Origin of the sequence: Kitasatospora sp. NPDC057223, from assembly GCF_042669755.1 — a bacterium.
Classification (GTDB): domain Bacteria; phylum Actinomycetota; class Actinomycetes; order Streptomycetales; family Streptomycetaceae; genus Kitasatospora.
Map to the genome: position 1 here is coordinate 26,354 of NZ_JBHUWW010000068.1, position 19,568 is coordinate 45,921.

Sequence of the window (19,568 nt, forward strand, 5' to 3'; positions counted from 1 at the left end):
GCGTCACGGCGTCACGGCGAAGTTGGCGAGGATCCGGGCGGCCAGCTCCTCGTCGCCCTCGACCTTCACGGGGCCGGGGCGGCCCCGGCCGCAGGCGAGCCGCAGGTAGGTCTCCCAGTCGAGGGTGAGCCGCACGTCGGGGGCCAGGCTCACCGTCTCGTCCACCGTGCCGCGGCCTTCGGCGTCCACCCGTACGGTGCGCAGGAACTCCAGCGGGCCGGAGACGTCGAAGGCGACGGTCGTCCCGGCGGGGGCGCCGGCCTGCTTGGCGACGGCCTTCGGGAGGGCCGCCGTCAGCTGGTCCCGGGCGATCCGGGCGGCGGCCGAGCCGAGGTTGCCGGGCTCGCGCAGGGCCCGGCGCAGATCCTGCTCGTGCACCCAGACGTCGATCACCCGGTTGCGGAGCAGCTCGTGGTACGGCACGTCGCGGGTGAGCGGCCCGAGCGGCCAGCGGACGAGGTCGGTGGGCTGCTGGCGGGCATTGCGCAGGGCACGGGAGCGGCGGATGATCGTGTACTCCAGCTCGCCGGTCATCTCGGGCGAGGTGTGGCAGCGGCGCTTGTCGACCGGCAGCTCCATGTACCGGGTGAACTCGTCGACGACGTGCCGCAGGTCGCCCGGCAGCGAGTGGATCGGGCGCGGGTCGCCGAGCAGTTCGGACTCGACCGCGATGACGTGCGAGACGACGTCGCGCACGGACCACCCGGGGCACTCCGTCGCCCGGTTCCAGGCGTCGGCGGGCAGTGGCGCCACCAGCTCCGATATCGCCTCGATGGACTGCGTCCACGCATCGGTGTAAGCCTGCACGGTCTGGTTGTCCGTCACGGGAATCTCCGGCCCTCCGTCAGCTGCCCAACGCGCGTGCCCAGGACTGGGGGAGACCGGGAACCGCGGCTTCCGGGCGCACGCGCTAACCGCACGTTACGCTGCCTGGAGAGAGCAGGGCAGCGCTTTCGGGTGACGATCGTAGGACTCTTGCCGTGGACGGTGGTACTGTGCGCGCTTCATTGATCCAACTCGCGGTCTCCGATGCCGAGCCGGCCGAGGAGCGGCGAGCTCGTGCCGCCGCCCTGGTGCGGTCCCAGGAGGGCGCCGACCTGGTCGTCCTGCCGGAGCTCTGGCCGCTCGGGGGCTTCGCCTACGACGCCTGGCCGACCGGGGCCGAGCCGCTCGACGGGCCGACCTCCGACGCGATGTCGGCCGCCGCCAGAGCCGCCGGGGTGTGGCTGCACGCGGGTTCGATCGTGGAACGCGACCCGGACGGGCCGGTCTACAACACCTCGCTGCTGTTCGCGCCGGACGGCGAGCTCGTCCACACCTACCGAAAGATCCACCGCTTCGGGTTCGACAGCGGTGAGGCGGTCGTGATGGGCGCCGGGCAGGAGATCGTCACCGCGGCCACCGACTTCGGCGTCCTGGGCCTCGCCACCTGCTACGACCTGCGCTTCCCCGAACTCTTCCGGGCCCTGCTGGACGCGGGCGCGGAGCTGCTGGTCGTCCCGGCCGCCTGGCCGGAGCGGCGGCGCGAGCACTGGACGCTGCTCGCCCGCGCCCGGGCGGTGGAGGAGCAGGCCTTCGTCCTGGCCTGCAACACCGCCGGGACGCACGGCGGCGTCGAGCAGGCCGGCCACAGCATCGTGGTGGACCCGTGGGGCCGGGTGCTGGCCGAGGCCGGTGCGGGCGAGCAGGTCCTGACCGTCGAGTTCGACCCGGCGGAGGTGGCCAAGGCCCGGGCGGAGTTCCCCGTCCTGCGGGACCGGCTGCTCGGGATCCCGGCGCCCGTCCAGCGCTGACGGCGCAAATCCACTGATTCCGGGTGCCGGGATCCGTGTACGCAGCATGGCCGAGTTTGAGAAGATGAGCGGCCGTCGCGTTCCCACAGCCCCGGAAGGAGGTCGCACAGTGCCGGACACAGGTACGGCGGACAGCCGGTCCGCCATCCACCGCAACAGCCTGCGCGAGCAGATCGCCGGGGCACTGCGCGAGGAGATGATGGCCGGGCGCCTCGCCGCGGGCCGGAACTTCACCGTCCGCGAGATCGCCGAGAGCTACGGAGTCTCCGCGACCCCGGCGCGCGAGGCCCTGGTGGACCTCGCCGCCCAGGGGCTGCTCCGGGCCGAGCACCACCGCGGTTTCACCGTGCCCGAGTTCGGCTGGGACGACTTCGTCGAGATCTTCGAGACCCGGATGCTGCTCACCGACAGCGCCTTCCGCCGGCTGGTCGGCTGGGCCGCCAGGCCGGACGGAACCCGGCTGCCCTCGCTGCGCCGCCGGGCGGACGCGGCGGCCAAGGCGGCCCGCTCCGGGCAGCTGGACGTCATGGTGGGCTGCGACCGCCGGTTCTGGCAGGAGGCGAGCGCGCTGCTCGGCAACCGCCGGATCTCCGAGTACCTGGACTGGCTGCGCGTGCAGTCCTGGATGTTCGCGGCCCCCTACCTGCGGGCGCTGCCGGACCTCGCGGGGGTGTGCTGGGACGGGCACGCGGAGTTCGTCGACGCGGTGGAGGCCCTCGACCTGGCCGGGGCCCGCCGCACGCTGCGGGAGTACAACCTCGCCACCGTGCACCTGCTGGCCAGGCTCTCCGGGCACGATCCGGCGACCGTCGGGGTGCTGTCCCTGCTGGCCGACCCCGCCGACCAGGCCGGTCCGGCCGGGGCGCAGCCCGGCCGGCCGAGGACGGGCGCGATCCCCGATCCCCCCGGCGATGTCGCACTGGGCCTGGTGCCGCAGCCCCGCACCGTCCATCCCGGCGGTCCGGGGTGGACCCTGCCCCCGGCGGAGCCGGACTCGCAGCGCACCGCGGGCCGGTAGGGTGGGCGCTCGTCGAACCCGACCGCCCGCACCCGCCGCCCGCTGACGCGTGCGGCTCCGCAGCTCCGAGAGGATGAGCCGGCTGATGGCCTGCGACCTCTGGCTCGTCCCGCTCGTGGACGTCCTGAGCCACAGCCCCGAGAACCCCTTCCGGGACGACCTCGTGGTCTACAACGCCGCGCTGACGGCCCACGGGCTGCCCGAGGTGCCGGTGTACCAGTACGTGCCGGGTCTCAGCGGTGCGGTCGAGCCGATAGCCGCCTTCGACTACGACTCGCTGCACTTCCTGCGCCGGGCCTACCTGCTCGGGCTGACCGGGTTCGAGATCACCCCGGTGGACGCCCTCGGCGGTGACTACGAGCAGCTGCTGGAGATGTTCGAGAGCACCGCGGAGCAGTCCCACCTGGTCTGGCACTTCGACCACGCCGGGGCGTACGTCCCGATCGAGTTCCCGGTGCCGCTGGTGGACGACGCGCTGCTCGCCTCCGGCGGCCCGCTGGGTTCGACCCAGGGGCTGCTGCGCGAGCTGCAGGCGGTCGCGCCCGCCCTCGGCATCGACCCGCTCGAACCGCCGGCCCCGACCAGGCCGCTCGGGCCGACCGGGCTGGAGCAGCCGTTCGCCCCGCCGCTGGACGACGTCCACCCGTACGCGCGCGAGCGCCACGCCTGGGCCGGGCTGTACGCGGCGGCGGCCCGCTCCCTCACCCAGGGATCGATGATCGTCTTCGCCTGAGCGGTCGGTGTCCCCCGGCCCGGCCCGCCCGCCCGGAACCGCTCGGACCGGCCCTAGCGGAGCGGGCCCTCCGGCGGGCGCTGGCGCGGCATCGTCGGGCGGGTGCCCGGCGGAGGCAGGATCCGGACCTGGGCGCCGCTCCCTGACTCACTGCGGCCGCCCCAGGATCCCGGGCCCTGGGTGGGCAGCTGGGTCATCGTCGCGCGGAACTCCAGCATCCACTCCGAGGTCTCGCTGCGGACCATGTCCGAGACGTCCTCGCAGAACCGCCGCAGGACGCCGAGGCAGCGTTCGGCGGCCTCGCCGGCGGTGCCCTCGGTCGGGCCGAGCACCTCGCGCACGCACTCCGAGGCCCAGTCGAACTGGAAGGCCTCCAGGCGCCGTTGCAGGGCCTGTGCGGTGCTGACGTCCCGCATCCAGCCGCTGGTCAGGCCGAAGACCCGGTCGGCACCGAGGCAGGCCGCGGAGAGCGCCAGGCCCACGTAGCCCCAGCCGGCCAGCCGCTCGGAGATGTCGGTCAGCGCCACCAGCGGCAGCGTCACGCCGCCCACCGCGAAGGCCGTCGCGCCGAACCGCAGCAGGCGGGCGCAGCGGCGCTTCCACAGCCGGTCGCGCCGGTACCAGTCGATCGCCTCGACGGCCCGTTCCTCCGACCAGCGGTAGAGCTCCTCCAGCCGCTCGGCGGGCTCGCCCCAGTCGCCCAGCGGGAACTGGCGGGCGCTCAGATCGGTACGGCGGCGGGTGGAGGAGCGTCCTGCGGCGACGGTGGCCGTCGCGGGCGGGTCCTCCTCGCCGACATCCTTGCCCCAGGCACTCTCCTCGGGCTGCATTTCCGGCTGGCTCACCTGTGGGGCTCCCTGTGCGGGCTGACTGCTGGGGTCTGATCGGCTGGGGTCTGACTGTGCTGGTATGCGGGGTTTCGTCCCGTATCAAGACGGTTCCTGACGGATCGTCTCTCTGGCGGGGCGTGAAATCCCGGTGAAGCGGAGGTGCTGCGGCGGACCGCGAGCCGCCGGGAGGGTGTGGGTCACCCGTAGGTTCGCGTACCGGCCCAGGGCCGGTGGTTGTCCAACAGCACTTCTTACCGCCAAATGGCTGACCGTGGGGCCGCTTCACCAATGATCGTTACCGGAAATGACCTCAGGATGCCGAGGTGGGAGGGTTGCGGGGGTCGGCGAGATTTCACCCTTCCGAGCGAGCCGCCGGTGACCCGCTGTCCTGACCCGGGCACTCGGCGCCGCCACGGGGGCGGGTGCGGGGCGGGGCGGCGACGGCCCCGTCCTGGAGTTCCTTCCGATTCCGGGCCTCTTCGGGGGCCGTCCGCCGGACACAGCGGCGGAGCCGGAGAGCGCTCCGAACGCGCCACCGACTACCCTTGCCAAACGTGAAGGTCCTCGTCATCGGCGGCGGCGCCCGCGAACACGCCCTGTGCCGCTCTCTGTCCCAAGATCCCGCCGTCACCGAGCTGCACTGCGCCCCGGGTAACGCCGGGATCACGCAGGTGGCGACGGTCCACCCGGTCGACCAGCTGGACGGTGCGGCAGTCGCCGCGCTCGCCCGGCAGCTCACCGCCGACCTGGTCGTGGTCGGCCCGGAGGCCCCGCTCGTCGCGGGCGTCTCCGACGCCGTGCGCGCGATCGGCATCCCCGTCTTCGGCCCGTCCGGGGAGGCCGCCCAGCTGGAGGGCTCCAAGGCCTTCGCCAAGGACGTGATGGCCGGGGCCGGTGTGCCCACCGCCCGCTCCTACGTCTGCACCACCCCGGCCGAGGCGGCCGAGGCGCTGGACGCCTTCGGCGCCCCGTACGTCGTCAAGGACGACGGCCTGGCCGCCGGCAAGGGCGTGGTGGTCACCTCCGACCGCGCCGAGGCGCTGGCCCACGCCGCGTCCTGCGACCGGGTGGTGATCGAGGAGTACCTGGACGGCCCCGAGGTCTCGCTCTTCGCGATCACCGACGGCACCACCGTCCTCCCGCTGGTGCCCGCCCAGGACTTCAAGCGCGCGCTGGACGGCGACGAGGGCCCGAACACCGGCGGCATGGGCGCGTACTCGCCGCTGCCGTGGGCGCCCGAGGGCCTGGTCGACGAGGTGCTGGAGAACGTCCTGCAGCCGACCGTGGACGAGCTGCGCCGCCGGGGCACCCCGTTCTCGGGTCTGCTCTACGCGGGCCTCGCGCTGACCTCGCGCGGCACCCGGGTGATCGAGTTCAACGCGCGGTTCGGCGACCCGGAGACCCAGGTCGTCCTGGCCCGGCTGCTGACCCCGCTGGCCGGCGTCCTGCACGCCTCCGCCACCGGCACGCTCGGCGAGCTGGAGCCGCTGCGCTGGGACGACGGCGCGGCCGTCACCGTGGTGATTGCCTCCGAGGGCTACCCGGCCGCCCCGCGCACCGGCGACCCGATCGAGGGCCTGGCCGAGGCCGAGGCGGCCGACGGCACCGCGTACGTGCTGCACGCCGGCACCCGGGCGGACGGCGACGGCCAGGTGCTCAGCGCCGGTGGCCGCGTGCTGTCGGTCACGGCGACCGGTACGGACCTCGCCGAGGCCCGTGGCCGGGCGTACGACGCGCTCGGGCGGATCAGCCTCAAGGGCGGCCAGCACCGCACCGACATCGCGCTGAAGGCGGCCCGGTAGGGCCCCGCCCCGCTCCCGGCAGCCCCTCCCGGAGGGCGCTGCGTCCGGTCGTCCCGCCAGGGACCCCCATGGACGCAGCGCCCTCCGGCGTTTCCGGCCTGGAGGGGTGCGCAGGGGGTGCCGCACCGATCGGGCGCCGGATTCCACCTGTTCGAGTGACAGCATCTGCGTCCGGCTGACGGACCCCGGCCGGCGGCCTTAGGGTGCGCCTGATCGCAGTGCCACGAGCCGTGCCACCGTGATCGCCGCCGGGTGGCGGGGGCGTCGCGGGGGGATGCTGGGGGAGTGCGTGGCCCGGCGGGCCCGCCCGGTCCGGGCCCGCCGCGCAGCGGTGCCGACGCGGCGTCCGCAAGGCGCGCACCGTCACCGGGACGAGTGGAAAGCCGGGCGATCCGGAACGCCCACCGGCACGCGGGCGTCAGAACTGTCAGAAGCGCCACGCAGCATGCACACAGGACGCACAACCGGGGTCGGATACCGCCGCTCCCGGTCGGATACTGATCGTTTCGAGTCGGCTCGGGTGCCCCGACCAGGGCGCCGGAGGACTCCGAAGGGGGTGCCGCACCGTATGGCCGCTGTCGAGAGCGCGCGTGCACGGGCCCAGGCGGTACTACGGATCCGGGGCCGGGCGCTGGCCGCCGCCGTGCTGCCCGCCGCCGTCGCGGTGGTGCTGCTCGCCGGGCGGGTCACCGGCCGGCTCGGCGCACCGGGCTCGCCCGACGCCGGAGCCTGGGACGCCGTCCGGTGGGCGGTCTGCGCCGTCGCCGCCGCCACCCTGCTGGCGGCCGGGCTGGTGGCCCGCGCGCACCGCCGGGCGACGCCGCCGCAGACCCCGGCCGTGCCGCTGGCCCGCGGGGACGCCCCCGAGCTGTACCGGCTGATCGGCGAACTCGCCGACCGCCTCGACGTGCCCGCGCCGTCCGCCATCGCGCTCACCCCCGACTGCGACAGCTGGCTGGAGGACGTCCCGGTGCCCCGGCGCCGGGGCAGGGGCGAGGAGCCGCCGGCGCCCGTCCTGGTGATCGGCTCGCCCTTCCTGTGGTGGATGCGGGCCGGCGAACTGCGCGCGCTGCTGGCGCCCGTGGTGGCGGGCACCGCCGCGGCGGCCGACCCGGACATCGCCGCCGCCCGCCGGTTCGTCCGCAGCCTGGACGCGAGCCTGGACTCGGGCGAGGGCGCGACACCCGGCCCCGGGCTCGGCCCGGAGCCGGCCGACCGGCCCGCCCGGCGCGGCACCAGGCGGCTGACCGACGCGGTCACCCGCCGGCTGCTGCGCGCCTGCCGGGAGCACTCCGCCGAGCTGGAGCGCTCCGTCGCGGCCTGGGCCTCCGAACAGGCCAAGACCGTCGACTACGGGCTGCGGATCTCCGCCCAGGAGCAGGTCGGGCTCGCCTACGCGGGCTGGGACCGCCTGCTCACCCGGGTGGCGCTGCCCGCCTGGAAACTCGGCCGTCACCCCTGTCACCTGAACGCCGGCGTGGTCTCCGCGCTCACCGAGCTCTCCCGCCGCGACCGGCTGGCCGACGGCTACGGGCTCAGGCTCGGCGACCGGCCCGCCTGCGACCTGCTGGAGGAGCCGGGCACCGTGGACACGGCCGTCTCGCGGCTCGCCGCCGAGCTGTTCTTCGCGCCGCCGCAGCCGCCCGCAGGGGCACCTGCCGGAGTGCCCGCCGATGCGCCCGGCTCCGGCCGGAAGGAGCTGGACTGGGCCGACTACCCCACCGAGGTCGTCGACGCGGGCTGGCGGTCCAGGGCCGCCGTCCTGCAGGCCGCCCTGGACGGCCCGGCCCCGCAGGCCCGCCCCGGTGCCCCCACCCTCTCCCGGCTGCTCACCCGCCTCGCCGACGGCGACGGCGAGCCGCTGGCCGCCGCGCTGGCCGCCCAGCTCGCCCTGAGCGCGGCGCCGACCTCCCTGCTGGAGCCCGCCCGCAGCGGGCGGGACCTGCTGGTCGAGCACGTCACCGCGATGGTCTGCTGCGCCGCCGTCGACACGGCCGGCGGCACCCCCGGGCTGGACTGGCTGGACGGCCCCGTCCTGCTGATCGGCGGGGTGCGCCGCACCGACCTGGCCGAGCCGGTCGCCCAGGCCGTCGAGCAGGGCCAGGACGGCCCGCTGCGGGCCTGGCTGGACGCCGCCGGAGTCCGGCTGGAGAAGCCCGTGCGGCTCTGAGCGGCCACCGGAGCGGGGGCGGCGCACGGCGCCGGGCCACGCGCCCCCAGGGTTTTCACGGTTCCCGCAGGACAGGGGCGTTGCGGCCGTCGGCCGGGAAGATTCATCACCACTAGTTGCTACCGTGGGGCTACGCAGCGCCAGCACTCTGTGGTGTGCTGGACCGCACGCACATCCGGGTGGCACATGCCAGTCGGTGGAGGTGCACCTGTGGGAGGGGCGCGTGGGGACCGAACTCAACCGTCGCTGGGAGTCCGGAACGCACGCGCACGGCGTCTCCGACCCCTTCGGCCAGGGGCCGCTGCCCTGGCTGCGCAGCCCCGAGCAGTACGTCGCCGCCGCCGGCGGAGCCGTCCCCTGGTACGTCTCGCTGGACGCCCCGGGGCAGCAGCCGTTCACCGGCGCCCGCACGCGGCCGCCGGTCGGCACGCCCGCCAACGCCGAGGACGTGAACCAGCAGATCAAGGGCTTCGCCTCGGCCGGCGTGGTGCGCCCCGGCGGCTCGGTGGACTTCCGGGTGACCGTCCACCCGCCCCGCGAGTTCACCGTCGACGTCTACCGGATCGGCCACTACGCGGGCGACGGCGCCCACCACATGACGTCCAGCCCGCTGATCGCGGGCCTCGCCCAGCCCGCACCGCTGGTGGCCGGCCGCACCGTCTCCTGCCACCACTGGTGGCACTCCTGGCGGCTGCAGGTCCCCGGGCACTGGCGGCCCGGGGCGTACGTCGCGGTGCTGACCACCAGTGACAACCTGCACCGCAGCCACATCCCGTTCACCGTCAGGGACTTCGACGACCCGGTGCACACCGCGGACCTGCTGCTGGTGCTCCCCGACGTGACCTGGCAGGCGTACAACCTCTTCCCCGAGGACGGCCGGGACGGCGCCAGCCTCTACCACGCCTGGGACGAGGGGGGCCGGCTGCTCGGCGAGCGGGAGGCGGCCGTCACCGTCTCCTTCGACCGCCCGCACGCCGGCGCGGGCCTCCCGCTGCACGTCGGCCACGCCTACGACTTCATCCGCTGGGCGGAGCGCTACGGCTACGACCTCGCCTACGCCACCGCCACGGACCTGCACGCGGGCCTGGTCGCCCCGGAGCGGCACCGCGCGCTGATCTTCCCCGGCCACGACGAGTACTGGTCCGAGCCGATGCGCAGGGCCGTCGAGCAGGCCAGGGACGGCGGCACCTCGCTGGTCTTCCTGTCCGCCAACACCATGTACTGGCGGGTCGAGCTCTCCGCCGCCGCCTCCGGTGAGCCCAACCGGCTGCTGAACTGCCGCAAGCGGCAGAAGGCCCCGGCGGGCAGCCCCGCCGCCGGGGTCCCGGGCAGCCAGAGCGCGCTCTGGCGGGACGCGGCCGAGCCCGAGCAGCACCTGCTGGGCATCCAGTACGCGAGCCGGGTCGCCGCACCCGTCCCGCTGGTCGCCCGCAACACCACGCACTGGCTCTGGGACGGCACCGGCCTCCAGGAGGGCGACGAGCTGCCCGGCCTCGTGGCCGGCGAGGCGGACCGTTACTTCCCCAAGGTGGCGCTCCCCGAGCACACCGAGCGGGTGCTGCTCGCGCACTCCCCGTACCGGGACTCGGCCGGGCGCATCCGCCACCAGGAGACCTCGCTGTACCGGGCGCCGAGCGGCGCGTACGTGTTCGCCGCCGGTACGTTCGCCTGGTCACCGGCCCTGGACCGCCCCGGCCACACCGACGAGCGGGTGCAGCGGGCGACCGCCAACCTGCTGGACCGTCTGTGCAAGGACGGCTGAGCGGACGCCGCCGCGGGTGGGAGCACGAGGGGGCCCGTGAAAGACTCGGCCTCACCGACCTGCCCTTTCGTGCCCCGCGATACCGCGAACCACCCTGAGGACTGAGACGACCTTGAGCGGATTTGTCACCAAGCCCGAGCCTGTCCAGGTACCCGGCCTGATCCACCTGCACACCGGCAAGGTGCGGGATCTCTACCGCGCCGCGAACGGCGAGCTGGTGATGGTCGCCAGCGACCGGACGTCGGCCCACGACTGGGTGCTGCCCAACGAGATCCCCGACAAGGGCCGGATCCTCACCCAGCTCTCGCTGTGGTGGTTCGAGCGGATCGCCGACATCGTCCCCAACCACGTGATCTCCACCGAGCTGCCGGCCGGCGCCCCCGCCGACTGGGCCGGCCGCACGCTGATCTGCCGCAGCCTGGAGATGGCGCCGGTCGAGTGCGTGGCCCGCGGCTACCTGACCGGCTCCGGCCTGACCGAGTACGACAACGACCGCACGGTCTGCGGCATCGCCCTGCCCGACGGCCTGGAGGACGGCTCCGAGCTGCCCGCCCCGATCTACACCCCGGCGCTCAAGGCCGAGGTCGGCGACCACGACGAGAACGTCCCCTACGAGGAGACCGCCCGCCGGATCGGTGCCGAGCTGGCGGCGCAGCTGCGCCGCACCACGCTGGACGTCTACTCCCGGGCCCGGGACATCGCCCGGGAGCGCGGGCTCATCCTGGCCGACACCAAGTTCGAGTTCGGCCTGGCCGACGGCGAGCTGGTGATCGGCGACGAGGTGCTCACCCCGGACTCCTCGCGCTACTGGCCCGCCGACCAGTGGCAGCCCGGCCGCACCCAGCCGTCCTTCGACAAGCAGATCATCCGGGACTGGCTGACCTCCCCGGCCTCCGGCTGGGACCGCCACAGCGAGCTGCCCCCGCCGGCCCTGCCGGACGAGATCGTCGAGCTGACCCGGGCGAAGTACATCGAGGCGTACGAGCGCCTGACCGGCACCGACTGGGTGTAGCGGCCCGGCCGCCCGCGAGCAGGCAGGCGCTCAGATCCAGCCGTGCTCGCGGGCGATCCGCACCGCCGCGTGCCGGTTCTCCGCGCCGAGCTTCGCCGCGGCCGAGGAGAGGTAGTTGCGGACGGTGCCCTGGGAGAGCGTCGCGCGCTCCGCGATGCCGGCCACCGAGGTGCCGTCCGCGGCCAGCTCCAGGACGTCCGTCTCGCGCGGCGTCAGCGGGCTCTCCCCGGCCGCGATGGCGTCCGCCGCGAGCTCCGGGTCGACGTAGCGCCCGCCGGCCCGCACGGTGCGGATGATGCCGGCCAGGTCGGCGGCCGAGACGGTCTTCGGCAGGAAGCCCCGGACACCGACCTCCAGCGCCCGCTTGAGGTAGCCGGGGCGGCCGTGGCCGGTGACGATCATGGTGCGGCAGTCCGGCAGCAGCCGGCGCAGCTCGGTGGCGACCTCGATGCCGTCCAGGCCCGGCATCTGCAGGTCCAGCACGGCGACGTCGGGCCGGTGCGCCCGGGCCATCGCGAGCGCCTCCGGGCCGGAGGCGGCCTCGGCCACCACCGTCAGGTCGTCCTCCAGCCCGAGCAGCGCGGCCAGCGCGCCCCGGATCAGGTGCTCGTCGTCGGCGAGCAGGACGCGGACGGGCGGCGGCGCGGGCGCGGCGGCCAGCTCGGTCGTCGGCTCGGTCGTCGGCTCAATCGTGGGGTCGGTCATCGGGGCGTGTGCTCCAGAACGGTCGGGCCGGCGGCCAGCGGGACGGACGCCCGCAGCAGGAAGCTGCCGGCGGCGGCGGCCGGCAGGTCGAGTTCGCCGCCGTGGGCGGCGAGGCGCTCGCGCAGCCCGTGCAGGCCGGTGCCGTTGCTCCGGTGCGCCGGTGCGGTCGCGGGGGAGGGGACGCCGTCGTTCTCCAGCTCCAGTACCGCCCGGCCATCGTCGACCCGCAGCCGGACGCGGCAGCAGCCGGCCTCGCTGTGCCGCAGCACGTTGGTGGTGGCCTCCCGCAGGACCCAGCCGAGCACCGACTGGACGGGCCCGGAGAGATCGCCCGCCTCCTCCCCGAGGTCGATCTCGCACTCGACGCCGGCCGCCCGCAGCACCGCGCGGGCGCCGATCACCTCGGCGTTCAGATCGGCCGTGCGATAGCCACGGACGAGGTCGCGGACCTCGCGGTGGGACTCCTGGGCGATCCGCTGCACCTCGGTCATCTGGTCGGCGGCCTCCGGCCGGCCGCGCCGGGCGAGCTGGACGGCCAGCTCGCTCTTCAGCGCGATGGTGGTGAGGTTGCGCCCCATCACGTCGTGCAGGTCCCGGGAGAAGCGCAGCCGTTCCTCGGCCACCGCCAGCCGGGACTGCGCCTCGCGGGCGGCGTCCAGCTCCCAGACCACCCCGAGCAGCCAGGCGAAGCTGCGGCAGCTGGCCCCGAGCGCCGGCAGGATCAGGCTGAGCCCGGTCAGGATGCCGAGCGTGGTGGCGAGGTCGCCGCCGGCCAGCAGCAGCGGGGGAGCGAGCAGGGCGAGCCCCAGCAGGCCCTGGACGACGACGCTCCGCAGCGGGCGGGCGACGCTGACCGGCCCGAACCAGAGGACCAGCAGGCAGCCGGCCACGATGGCGGCCAGCGAGGTGGCGTCCGCGTCGGAAGTACTGCCCGTCCGCAGGCAGAGCAGGGCGGCGGCCCAGACCGCGCCCAGGGCGGCGGTGGCGAGCACGGTGAGGCGGCGGTCGATGTCGCCCGGGCGGCCGAGGTAGTGGTCGACGGCGGCACTGAACGCCCTGACCGACAGCCAGGTGACGGCGCAGCAGAGGGCCAGCAGCAGGGCCGGCACCTCCCCGGACAGGCCGATGCCGACCGCCCCGGCGAGGGACAGCAGGACGACCAGCGGCTGGAGCAGCGCCATGAAGTAGAGCGACCAGCGGAGGTACACCTCGCTGCGCTGCGGTTTGCCGGCGTTCCTCCAGCGCCGGACCGGTGCTCTGACGTCCATGTTCGGTGTTCCCCCTGCTGCCATGAGCCTGCCGCCTGTCTATCAGTGGGGGAGCGTGCCGGGCCAGCCGTTCAGCGGCGGGGCTCCCAGCGGAAGCCGCGCAGGGTGGCCCGGACGGCCAGCACCGTCCAGACCGTGCCGACGGCCAGCAGCGGCGCGGCCTCGCCCCAGGTGCCCGCGAACCCCGTCGCCGGGCCCGATCCGTCGGTGCCGAACCAGCCGAGCCGGATCAGGCTGAAGGCCGGTGTGGTGGGCAGTAGCCGGCAGAAGTCGGCGAAGCCGTCCGGCATCGCCTCCAGCGGTACCAGCAGGCCGGATCCGAACTGGGTCAGCAGCATCACCGGCAGGGTGGTGATGCCGGCCGTCTCGACGGTCCGGGTGAAGGCGCTGGACAGTGCGGCGAGCGCGGTCAGCAGGGCGAGCGCCAGGGCCAGACCGGCGAGCATCAGCAGGGGGTTCACCGGTACCGGCAGGTGCAGCAGGACGGCTCCCGCACCGCCGACCAGCGCGCACATCAGCAGGGCCAGCGCGGCCGCGGGGGCCGCGGTGCCGGCCAGCAGCTCCAGGTCGGTCGCCTCGCCCGTCCGCAGCCGCTTGAGCACCAGGTCGTTGCGCCGGGCGACGTACGCGCCGGTCAGGTTGTAGTAGACGACGAACATCAGTACGAAGCCGATCATGCCGGTGATCAGCGCGGCGTCCAGGTCCAGGCCGGGGTGGTCCTGGGCCTGCTGGTCCAGGAGGCCGCGCAGGGCGCCGACCATCAGCACCGGCAGGCCCAGGGCGACGAAGACGGCGCTGCGGTTGCGCAGCAGCAGGGTGGCCTCGGCCCGGCCGAGGGCGAGGATCCGCCCGGCCGGGGTGGTGGTGCCGGCGGCGCGCCGGGCGGTGGTGGCGGCGGTCATCGGGCACTTCCGATCAGCTTGCGCAGGGGGTGACGGCGGGCGGGCCCGGCGGGGGCCCCGGGGGTGTCGTCCGGGTGGTCGCCGGCCCCGGCGGCGATGGCCAGGAAGGCCTCTTCGAGCGAGGCGCTGCGGGCGTCGAGCCCGGCGAGGGCGAGTTGGTGGTGGGCGGCCCAGCCGAGCAGCTCGGTCAGGGCGGCCTGGAGCTCGGTGGTCTGCACGGTGATCCGGCGCCCCTCGGCGCGGACTTCGGCGCCGGGCAGCGGCGGCAGCGTGAGGGTGGCGAACCCGCCCTCCCGCTCGGGCAGCTCGAAGGAGATCCGGGAGGGGCGGCCGGCGATCACCTCGGCGACCGTGCCGGTGGTGACGATCCGGCCGCGGTGCATGATCGCCAGCCGGTCGGCCAGTTCCTCGGCCTCCTCCAGGTAGTGCGTGGTCAGCAGCACCGTGGTGCCCTGCGCGCGCAGCTCGCGGACGAGCCGCCAGGTGGCGGCCCTGGCCTCCGGGTCGAGGCCGGTGCTCGGCTCGTCCAGGAAGAGCACCTCGGGGCGGCCGAGCAGGGCCATCGCGAGGTCGAGGCGTCGCCGCTCGCCGCCGGAGAGCTGCTTGACCCGGACACCGCGGCGGCCGGTCAGCCCGACCAGCTCCAGCGCCTCGGCGGGTGTCCGGCCGCCGCCGTCCGGGCCGGCGCCGCTGGTCAGCCCGGCCCAGCTGCGGCCGGTCTCGGCGACGGTCAGCTCGCCGGGGAAGCCGCCCTCCTGCAGCATGATGCCGATCCGCGGCCGGACGGCGCCGCGCTCGCGGTACGGGTCGTGGCCGAGCACCCGGACCCGCCCGGCGGTGGGTGCGGCCAGGCCCTCGATGAGTTCCATGGTGGAGGTCTTGCCCGCGCCGTTCGTACCGAGCAGGGCGAACAGCTCGCCCCTGCGGACGCCGAGGCCGACGCCGCGGACGGCGTCGAAGCCGTTGGCGCCGGCCCCGCCGTAGCGGCGGTGCAGGCCGGTGACCTCGATCACGTGGTCGGCGCTCGCGGTGTCCGCGGGCGGCGGGAGCAGGCTGGGTTCCATGCCTCAAGCCTCCCGGCGGCCCGGCCGTGCGGGCAGTGCGGGCTGTCACCGGCCGGGGGTGAGGACGCACGGGTCGGCGATGACAAATGTCATGGGCGGCCCGGTGGTCCCCGGCGGCAAGCGGGAACGACGAAGGGCCCCCTCGTCGAGGGGGCCCTTCGTTTTCTGTGGAGCGGACGACGAGATTCGAACTCGCGACCCTCACCTTGGCAAGGTGATGCTCTACCAACTGAGCCACGTCCGCATGCTGAGCTATTGAGTTGTTCCGCACTGCTACTGCGTACTGCTGGTACTGCGTACTACGAGCGGACGACGAGATTCGAACTCGCGACCCTCACCTTGGCAAGGTGATGCTCTACCAACTGAGCCACGTCCGCACAGTGCTTTGTGAGGCACTGGTCGCCTCGACCGGGATCCGGTTGCGGCGACGAGGAATACTTTACCCCATCGGCCGGGGTGGTCGCCCCACCCTTTGCGTGCGGGCAGGACGACCGGCCGGGCGCTGTGGGCCGGGCCTGGGTCAGTTCGCCTCGGCGAACTGCTCGTAGACGGCCTTGGGGATCCGGCCGCGGGCCGGCAGCTCCATGCCGCGGGACTGCGCCCAGGCGCGCACGGCGGCGGGGTCCGGGGTGAGGGCGGTACGCCGGAAGGACTTTCCGGTGCGGCTCTGGCGGCGGCCGGCCGCGACGAACGGAGCGAGGGCCTCCCGCAGCTTTTCCGCGTTGTCCAGGGACAGGTCGATCTCGTACGACTTCCCGTCGACGCCGAAGTGGACGGTTTCCGCTGCCGCGCCGCCGTCCAGGTCGTCGGAGAGCGTGACAACTACACGCTGAGCCATGGGTGTCAATCCTCTCGGGCAATTCGGCCGCAGGGCGCGGGGTGCGCTCCTGAGGCCCGATGTGCACCAGTCGCGCAAGCGCATACGGGCAGGCGGGATGCCATGCCGGATACGCAGCACTTGCCGCGGCAGGTGGCCCTATTCTGCACCCGAAGCGGGTGGAAATCGAAGAGTCCCGCTTTCTTTTCCGGATATTCACGTGATTCGCCGGCCGACGTATACGGGTCGTCAGGGATGGCCGATCTGTCCGGAGTGCCGGTATTCGGGTGTTCTTGGGAAGGGGTCCGAATGCGGCGAAAAGGGGCGACGCCGGGAGTGCTCCGGGCTTGCGGACCCGGTCTCGTAAGGGTCGATTGTCTACGCGCGTCGCCCCGGCCGGGCCGCAATCGGACCCCAAACCCCCGGTAGTCTGGAGTTCCCCCGCCTTCACGAAGACACCACCGGGAGTGCCAGTGGCACGCGTCGTAGTCGACGTCATGCTCAAGCCGGAGATCCTCGACCCCCAGGGACAGGCGGTGCAGCGTGCACTGCCCCGCCTCGGTTTCGCCGGGATCGCCGACGTCCGCCAGGGCAAGCGTTTCGAGCTGGAGCTGGAGGGCCCGGTCGATGACGCCGCGCTCGCCCGCATCCGCGAAGCCGCCGAAACCTTTCTCGCCAACACCGTGATCGAGGACTTCACCGTTCGAGTGGAGGAGTCCTCGTGACCACCCGCGTCGGCGTCGTCACTTTCCCGGGCTCGCTCGACGACCGTGACGCGCAGCGCGCGGTCCGCCTGGCCGGCGCCGAGCCGGTCGCGCTCTGGCACCGTGACAAGGATCTCCACCAGGTCGACGCCGTCGTCCTGCCCGGCGGATTCAGTTACGGCGACTATCTGCGCTGCGGTGCGATCTCGCGCTTCTCGCCGGTGATGGACACCATCATCGAGCAGGCGAAGCTGGGAATGCCCGTCCTCGGAATCTGCAACGGCTTCCAGGTGCTGTGCGAATCGCACCTGCTGCCCGGTGCGCTCACCCGCAACGACTCGCTGCACTTCATCTGCCGCGACCAGAAGCTGCGGATCGAGAACGCGAACACTGCGTGGACGGGTGATTACTCGGCCGGCCAGGAAATCGTCGTACCGCTGAAGAACGGCGAGGGCCGCTTCGTCGCCGACGCCCACGTGCTGGACGAACTGGAGGCCGAGGGCCGGGTGGTCGCCCGCTACCTCGACCTGAACCCCAACGGTTCGTACCGCGACATCGCCGGCATCACCAACGCCGCCGGCAACGTCGTCGGCCTGATGCCGCACCCCGAGCACGCCGTGGAGCCGCTCACCGGCCCGACCATCGAGGGCCTGGGCTTCTTCACCTCCGTACTGAAGCAGCTGGTGAACGCCTGATGAGCCTCGACACCGTCAAGAACGCCGAGCAGACCCCGGACGCGGGCCAGCCCTGGCGCGAACTGGGCCTCAAGGAGGACGAGTACGCGCGCATCCGCGAGATCCTCGGCCGCCGCCCGACCGGCGCCGAGCTCGCGATGTACTCGGTCATGTGGTCGGAGCACTGCTCGTACAAGAGCTCCAAGGTGCACCTCAAGCAGTTCGGCGAGAAGGCGCCCGCCTCGGACGCCATGCTCGTCGGCATCGGCGAGAACGCCGGTGTGGTCGACGTCGGCCAGGGCTACGCGGTCACCTTCAAGATCGAGTCGCACAACCACCCGTCGTACATCGAGCCCTACCAGGGCGCGGCCACCGGCATCGGCGGCATCGTCCGCGACATCCTCGCGATGGGCGCCCGCCCGGTCGCGGTGATGGACCCGCTGCGCTTCGGTGCGGCCGACCACCCCGACACCCGGCGCGTGCTGCCCGGCATCGTCGCGGGCATCGGCGGCTACGGCAACTGCCTGGGCCTGCCGAACATCGGCGGCGAGGTCGTCTTCGACCCCTGTTACCAGGGCAACCCGCTGGTCAACGCGCTCTGCGTCGGCGTCATGAAGCACGAGGACATCCACCTCGCGCAGGCCTCCGGCGCCGGCAACAAGGTCATCCTGTACGGGGCCCGCACCGGCGGCGACGGCATCGGCGGCGTCTCCGTGCTCGCCTCGGAGACCTTCGACGCCACCGGCCCGGCCAAGCGCCCGGCCGTCCAGGTCGGCGACCCGTTCCAGGAGAAGCTCCTCATCGAGTGCACCCTGGAGATCTTCGCCGAGAAGCTCGTCCTGGGCATCCAGGACCTCGGCGGCGCCGGTCTCTCCTGCGCCACCAGCGAGCTGGCCTCGGCCGGCTCCGGCGGCATGCGGGTCGACCTCGACACCGTGCCGCTGCGCGACTCCTCGCTCTCCCCCGAGGAGATCCTGATGAGCGAGTCGCAGGAGCGCATGTGCGCGATCGTGGAGCCCGGCAAGGTCGAGCGGTTCCTGGAGATCTGCGAGAAGTGGGACGTCATCGCCACCGTCATCGGTGAGGTGACCGAGGGCGAGCGGCTGGAGATCTTCTGGCACGGCGAGCAGGTCGTCGACGTGCCGCCGCGCTCCGTCGCCCACGACGGCCCGACGTACAACCGCCCGTACGCCCGTCCGAGCTGGCAGGACGCGCTCCAGGCCGACGCCCCGACCGCCGAGCGCCTGCTGCGCCCGGCCACCGGCGAGGAGCTCAAGGCGGCCCTGCTGGCCGTCACCGGCTCCCCGAACCAGGCCTCCAAGGCGTGGATCACCGACCAGTACGACCGGTACGTCATCGGCAACACCGTGCTGGCCACCCCCGAGGACTCCGGCATGATCCGGATCGACGAGGAGACCAACCTCGGCGTCTCGGTCGCCACCGACGGCAACGGCCGCTACACCAAGCTGGACCCGTACACCGGCGCCCAGCTGGCCCTCGCCGAGTCCTACCGCAACGTCGCGGCCGGCGGCGCCAAGCCGCTCGCCGTCTCGGACTGCCTCAACTTCGGCTCCCCCGAGGACCCGGACGTCATGTGGCAGTTCGCCGAGGCGACCCGCGGTCTGGCCGACGCCTGCCAGATCCTCGGCACCCCGGTCACCGGCGGCAACGTCTCGCTCTACAACCAGACCGGCGAGACCGCCATCCACCCGACCCCCGTGGTCGCGGTGCTCGGCGTCATCGACGACGTCACCCGCCGCACCCCGATCGGCTTCGCGGAGGAGGGCCAGCACCTCTACCTGCTCGGCGACACCGCCGACGAGCTGGGCGGCTCGGCCTGGGCGCAGGTCGCCCACGACCACCTCGGCGGCCTGCCGCCCAAGGTGGACCTGGAGCGCGAGCGGCTGCTCGCCGAGATCCTGATCGCCGCCTCGCGCGACGGCATGATCGACGCGGCGCACGACCTCTCCGACGGCGGCCTGGCGCAGAGCCTGGTGGAGAGCTGCCTCAAGGGCGGCAACGGCGCCCGGGTGATCGTCCCGGCCGGCCTGGACCCGTTCGTGTTCCTGTTCTCCGAGTCCGCCGGGCGCGCCGTGGTGGCCGTCCCGCGCAGCGAGGAGCTCCGGTTCAACGACATGTGCGGTGCGCGTGGCCTGCCGGCCACCCGGATCGGCGTGGTGGACGGCGACGTCCTGGAGGTCCAGGGCCAGTTCGCCGTCTCGCTGGCGGAGCTGAAGGACGCCCACACCGGCGTCATCGAGGCCCTGCTCGCCTGATCACGACTGCCCGAGGGGCGGCCCGCGCACCCGCGCGG

General features: G+C 73.8%; 17 protein-coding genes and 2 tRNA genes. 10 read left to right on the forward strand and 9 right to left on the reverse strand.

Going from position 1 to position 19,568, the window contains the following annotated elements:
- Positions 1-3: 3 nt before the first annotated feature.
- Entirely contained in the window at positions 4-825 is an 822-nt protein-coding gene (locus tag ACFUK0_RS23230) for a maleylpyruvate isomerase family mycothiol-dependent enzyme (protein ID WP_380253177.1), read from the reverse strand.
- Positions 826-995: 170 nt separating this feature from the next.
- Here ACFUK0_RS23230 and ACFUK0_RS23235 point away from each other — a divergent pair, with 170 nt between their 5' ends.
- The 3 genes from ACFUK0_RS23235 to ACFUK0_RS23245 all read left to right on the forward strand — a co-directional run bounded on the left by ACFUK0_RS23235 (position 996) and on the right by ACFUK0_RS23245 (position 3,544).
- A complete protein-coding gene (locus ACFUK0_RS23235; protein WP_380253179.1) occupies positions 996-1,793 on the forward strand; it encodes a carbon-nitrogen family hydrolase in 798 nt (265 codons plus the stop codon).
- Positions 1,794-1,902: 109 nt separating this feature from the next.
- Positions 1,903-2,811 (forward strand): GntR family transcriptional regulator, encoded by a 909-nt coding sequence (locus tag ACFUK0_RS23240; RefSeq protein ID WP_380253181.1) that lies wholly within the window; start codon positions 1,903-1,905, stop codon positions 2,809-2,811.
- Between the two features lie 85 nt (positions 2,812-2,896).
- Complete coding sequence (locus ACFUK0_RS23245; protein ID WP_380253183.1) at positions 2,897-3,544, forward strand: hypothetical protein; 648 nt, start codon at positions 2,897-2,899, stop codon at positions 3,542-3,544.
- A gap of 53 nt (positions 3,545-3,597) precedes the next feature.
- On the opposite strand, the gene ACFUK0_RS23250 is transcribed toward ACFUK0_RS23245, so the two are convergent.
- The gene (locus ACFUK0_RS23250) at positions 3,598-4,389 is read right to left on the reverse strand and encodes an SLATT domain-containing protein (RefSeq protein WP_380253185.1); all 792 of its coding nucleotides are present in this window, start codon (positions 4,387-4,389) and stop codon (positions 3,598-3,600) included.
- 539 nt (positions 4,390-4,928) lie between these two features.
- On the opposite strand from ACFUK0_RS23250, the gene purD reads away from it, so the two are divergent.
- The 4 genes from purD (at position 4,929) to ACFUK0_RS23270 (ending at position 11,120) form a co-directional block, all read left to right on the forward strand.
- A complete protein-coding gene (gene purD / locus ACFUK0_RS23255; RefSeq protein WP_380253186.1) occupies positions 4,929-6,176 on the forward strand; it encodes a phosphoribosylamine--glycine ligase in 1,248 nt (415 codons plus the stop codon).
- A gap of 568 nt (positions 6,177-6,744) precedes the next feature.
- Complete coding sequence (locus ACFUK0_RS23260) at positions 6,745-8,346, forward strand: hypothetical protein (RefSeq protein ID WP_380253188.1); 1,602 nt, start codon at positions 6,745-6,747, stop codon at positions 8,344-8,346.
- Positions 8,347-8,569: 223 nt separating this feature from the next.
- Positions 8,570-10,108 (forward strand): N,N-dimethylformamidase beta subunit family domain-containing protein, encoded by a 1,539-nt coding sequence (locus ACFUK0_RS23265; protein ID WP_380253190.1) that lies wholly within the window; start codon positions 8,570-8,572, stop codon positions 10,106-10,108.
- A 112-nt stretch (positions 10,109-10,220) separates the two neighbouring features.
- On the forward strand, positions 10,221-11,120 hold the full coding sequence (locus ACFUK0_RS23270) for a phosphoribosylaminoimidazolesuccinocarboxamide synthase (protein WP_380253192.1): 900 nt from the start codon (positions 10,221-10,223) through the stop codon (positions 11,118-11,120).
- Positions 11,121-11,150: 30 nt separating this feature from the next.
- Here ACFUK0_RS23270 and ACFUK0_RS23275 read toward each other — a convergent pair whose 3' ends face one another.
- The 7 genes from ACFUK0_RS23275 to ACFUK0_RS23305 form a co-directional block, all read right to left on the reverse strand.
- On the reverse strand, positions 11,151-11,825 hold the full coding sequence (locus ACFUK0_RS23275) for a response regulator (protein WP_380253194.1): 675 nt from the start codon (positions 11,823-11,825) through the stop codon (positions 11,151-11,153).
- Positions 11,822-13,093 (reverse strand): sensor histidine kinase, encoded by a 1,272-nt coding sequence (locus ACFUK0_RS23280; RefSeq protein ID WP_380253196.1) that lies wholly within the window; start codon positions 13,091-13,093, stop codon positions 11,822-11,824. The genes ACFUK0_RS23275 and ACFUK0_RS23280 overlap by 4 nt, the downstream gene beginning before the upstream one ends.
- Before the next feature lie 71 nt (positions 13,094-13,164).
- Positions 13,165-13,995, reverse strand: a complete 831-nt coding sequence (locus ACFUK0_RS23285) for an ABC transporter permease (RefSeq protein WP_380253198.1) — start codon at positions 13,993-13,995, stop codon at positions 13,165-13,167.
- A complete protein-coding gene (locus ACFUK0_RS23290) occupies positions 13,992-15,059 on the reverse strand; it encodes an ABC transporter ATP-binding protein (protein WP_380253200.1) in 1,068 nt (355 codons plus the stop codon). The genes ACFUK0_RS23285 and ACFUK0_RS23290 overlap by 4 nt, the downstream gene beginning before the upstream one ends.
- Positions 15,060-15,227: 168 nt before the next feature.
- Positions 15,228-15,303 (reverse strand) — tRNA-Gly (locus tag ACFUK0_RS23295).
- A 60-nt stretch (positions 15,304-15,363) separates the two neighbouring features.
- A tRNA-Gly gene (locus ACFUK0_RS23300) sits at positions 15,364-15,436 on the reverse strand.
- Positions 15,437-15,579: 143 nt separating this feature from the next.
- Positions 15,580-15,897 (reverse strand): Lsr2 family protein, encoded by a 318-nt coding sequence (locus ACFUK0_RS23305; RefSeq protein ID WP_380253202.1) that lies wholly within the window; start codon positions 15,895-15,897, stop codon positions 15,580-15,582.
- A gap of 452 nt (positions 15,898-16,349) precedes the next feature.
- Between ACFUK0_RS23305 and purS the strand changes: the two genes are divergently transcribed.
- Genes purS through purL form a run of 3 tightly spaced genes read left to right on the forward strand, consistent with a single transcriptional unit; the run spans position 16,350 to position 19,530 of the window.
- Positions 16,350-16,601 carry a phosphoribosylformylglycinamidine synthase subunit PurS gene (gene purS / locus ACFUK0_RS23310; RefSeq protein WP_073929151.1) on the forward strand — a complete coding sequence of 84 codons (252 nt, stop codon included), beginning with the start codon at positions 16,350-16,352 and terminating at the stop codon, positions 16,599-16,601.
- Entirely contained in the window at positions 16,598-17,275 is a 678-nt protein-coding gene (gene purQ, locus ACFUK0_RS23315; RefSeq protein WP_380253204.1) for a phosphoribosylformylglycinamidine synthase subunit PurQ, read from the forward strand. Before purS ends, purQ begins: the two co-directional genes overlap by 4 nt.
- Positions 17,275-19,530: a phosphoribosylformylglycinamidine synthase subunit PurL gene (purL, locus tag ACFUK0_RS23320; protein ID WP_380253206.1), complete on the forward strand. Its 2,256-nt coding sequence runs from the start codon at positions 17,275-17,277 to the stop codon at positions 19,528-19,530. Before purQ ends, purL begins: the two co-directional genes overlap by 1 nt.
- The last annotated feature ends 38 nt before the right edge of the window (positions 19,531-19,568 follow it).

Coding starts and splice junctions, on each gene's coding strand:
- ACFUK0_RS23280 (WP_380253196.1), bottom strand. CDS start 13,093: ATGGACGTCAGAGCACCGGTCCGGCGCTGGAGGAACGCCGGCAAACCG.
- ACFUK0_RS23305 (WP_380253202.1), bottom strand. CDS start 15,897: ATGGCTCAGCGTGTAGTTGTCACGCTCTCCGACGACCTGGACGGCGGC.
- purL (WP_380253206.1), top strand. CDS start 17,275: ATGAGCCTCGACACCGTCAAGAACGCCGAGCAGACCCCGGACGCGGGC.
- ACFUK0_RS23275 (WP_380253194.1), bottom strand. CDS start 11,825: ATGACCGACCCCACGATTGAGCCGACGACCGAGCCGACGACCGAGCTG.
- ACFUK0_RS23290 (WP_380253200.1), bottom strand. CDS start 15,059: ATGGAACCCAGCCTGCTCCCGCCGCCCGCGGACACCGCGAGCGCCGAC.
- ACFUK0_RS23285 (WP_380253198.1), bottom strand. CDS start 13,995: ATGACCGCCGCCACCACCGCCCGGCGCGCCGCCGGCACCACCACCCCG.
- ACFUK0_RS23260 (WP_380253188.1), top strand. CDS start 6,745: ATGGCCGCTGTCGAGAGCGCGCGTGCACGGGCCCAGGCGGTACTACGG.
- ACFUK0_RS23245 (WP_380253183.1), top strand. CDS start 2,897: ATGGCCTGCGACCTCTGGCTCGTCCCGCTCGTGGACGTCCTGAGCCAC.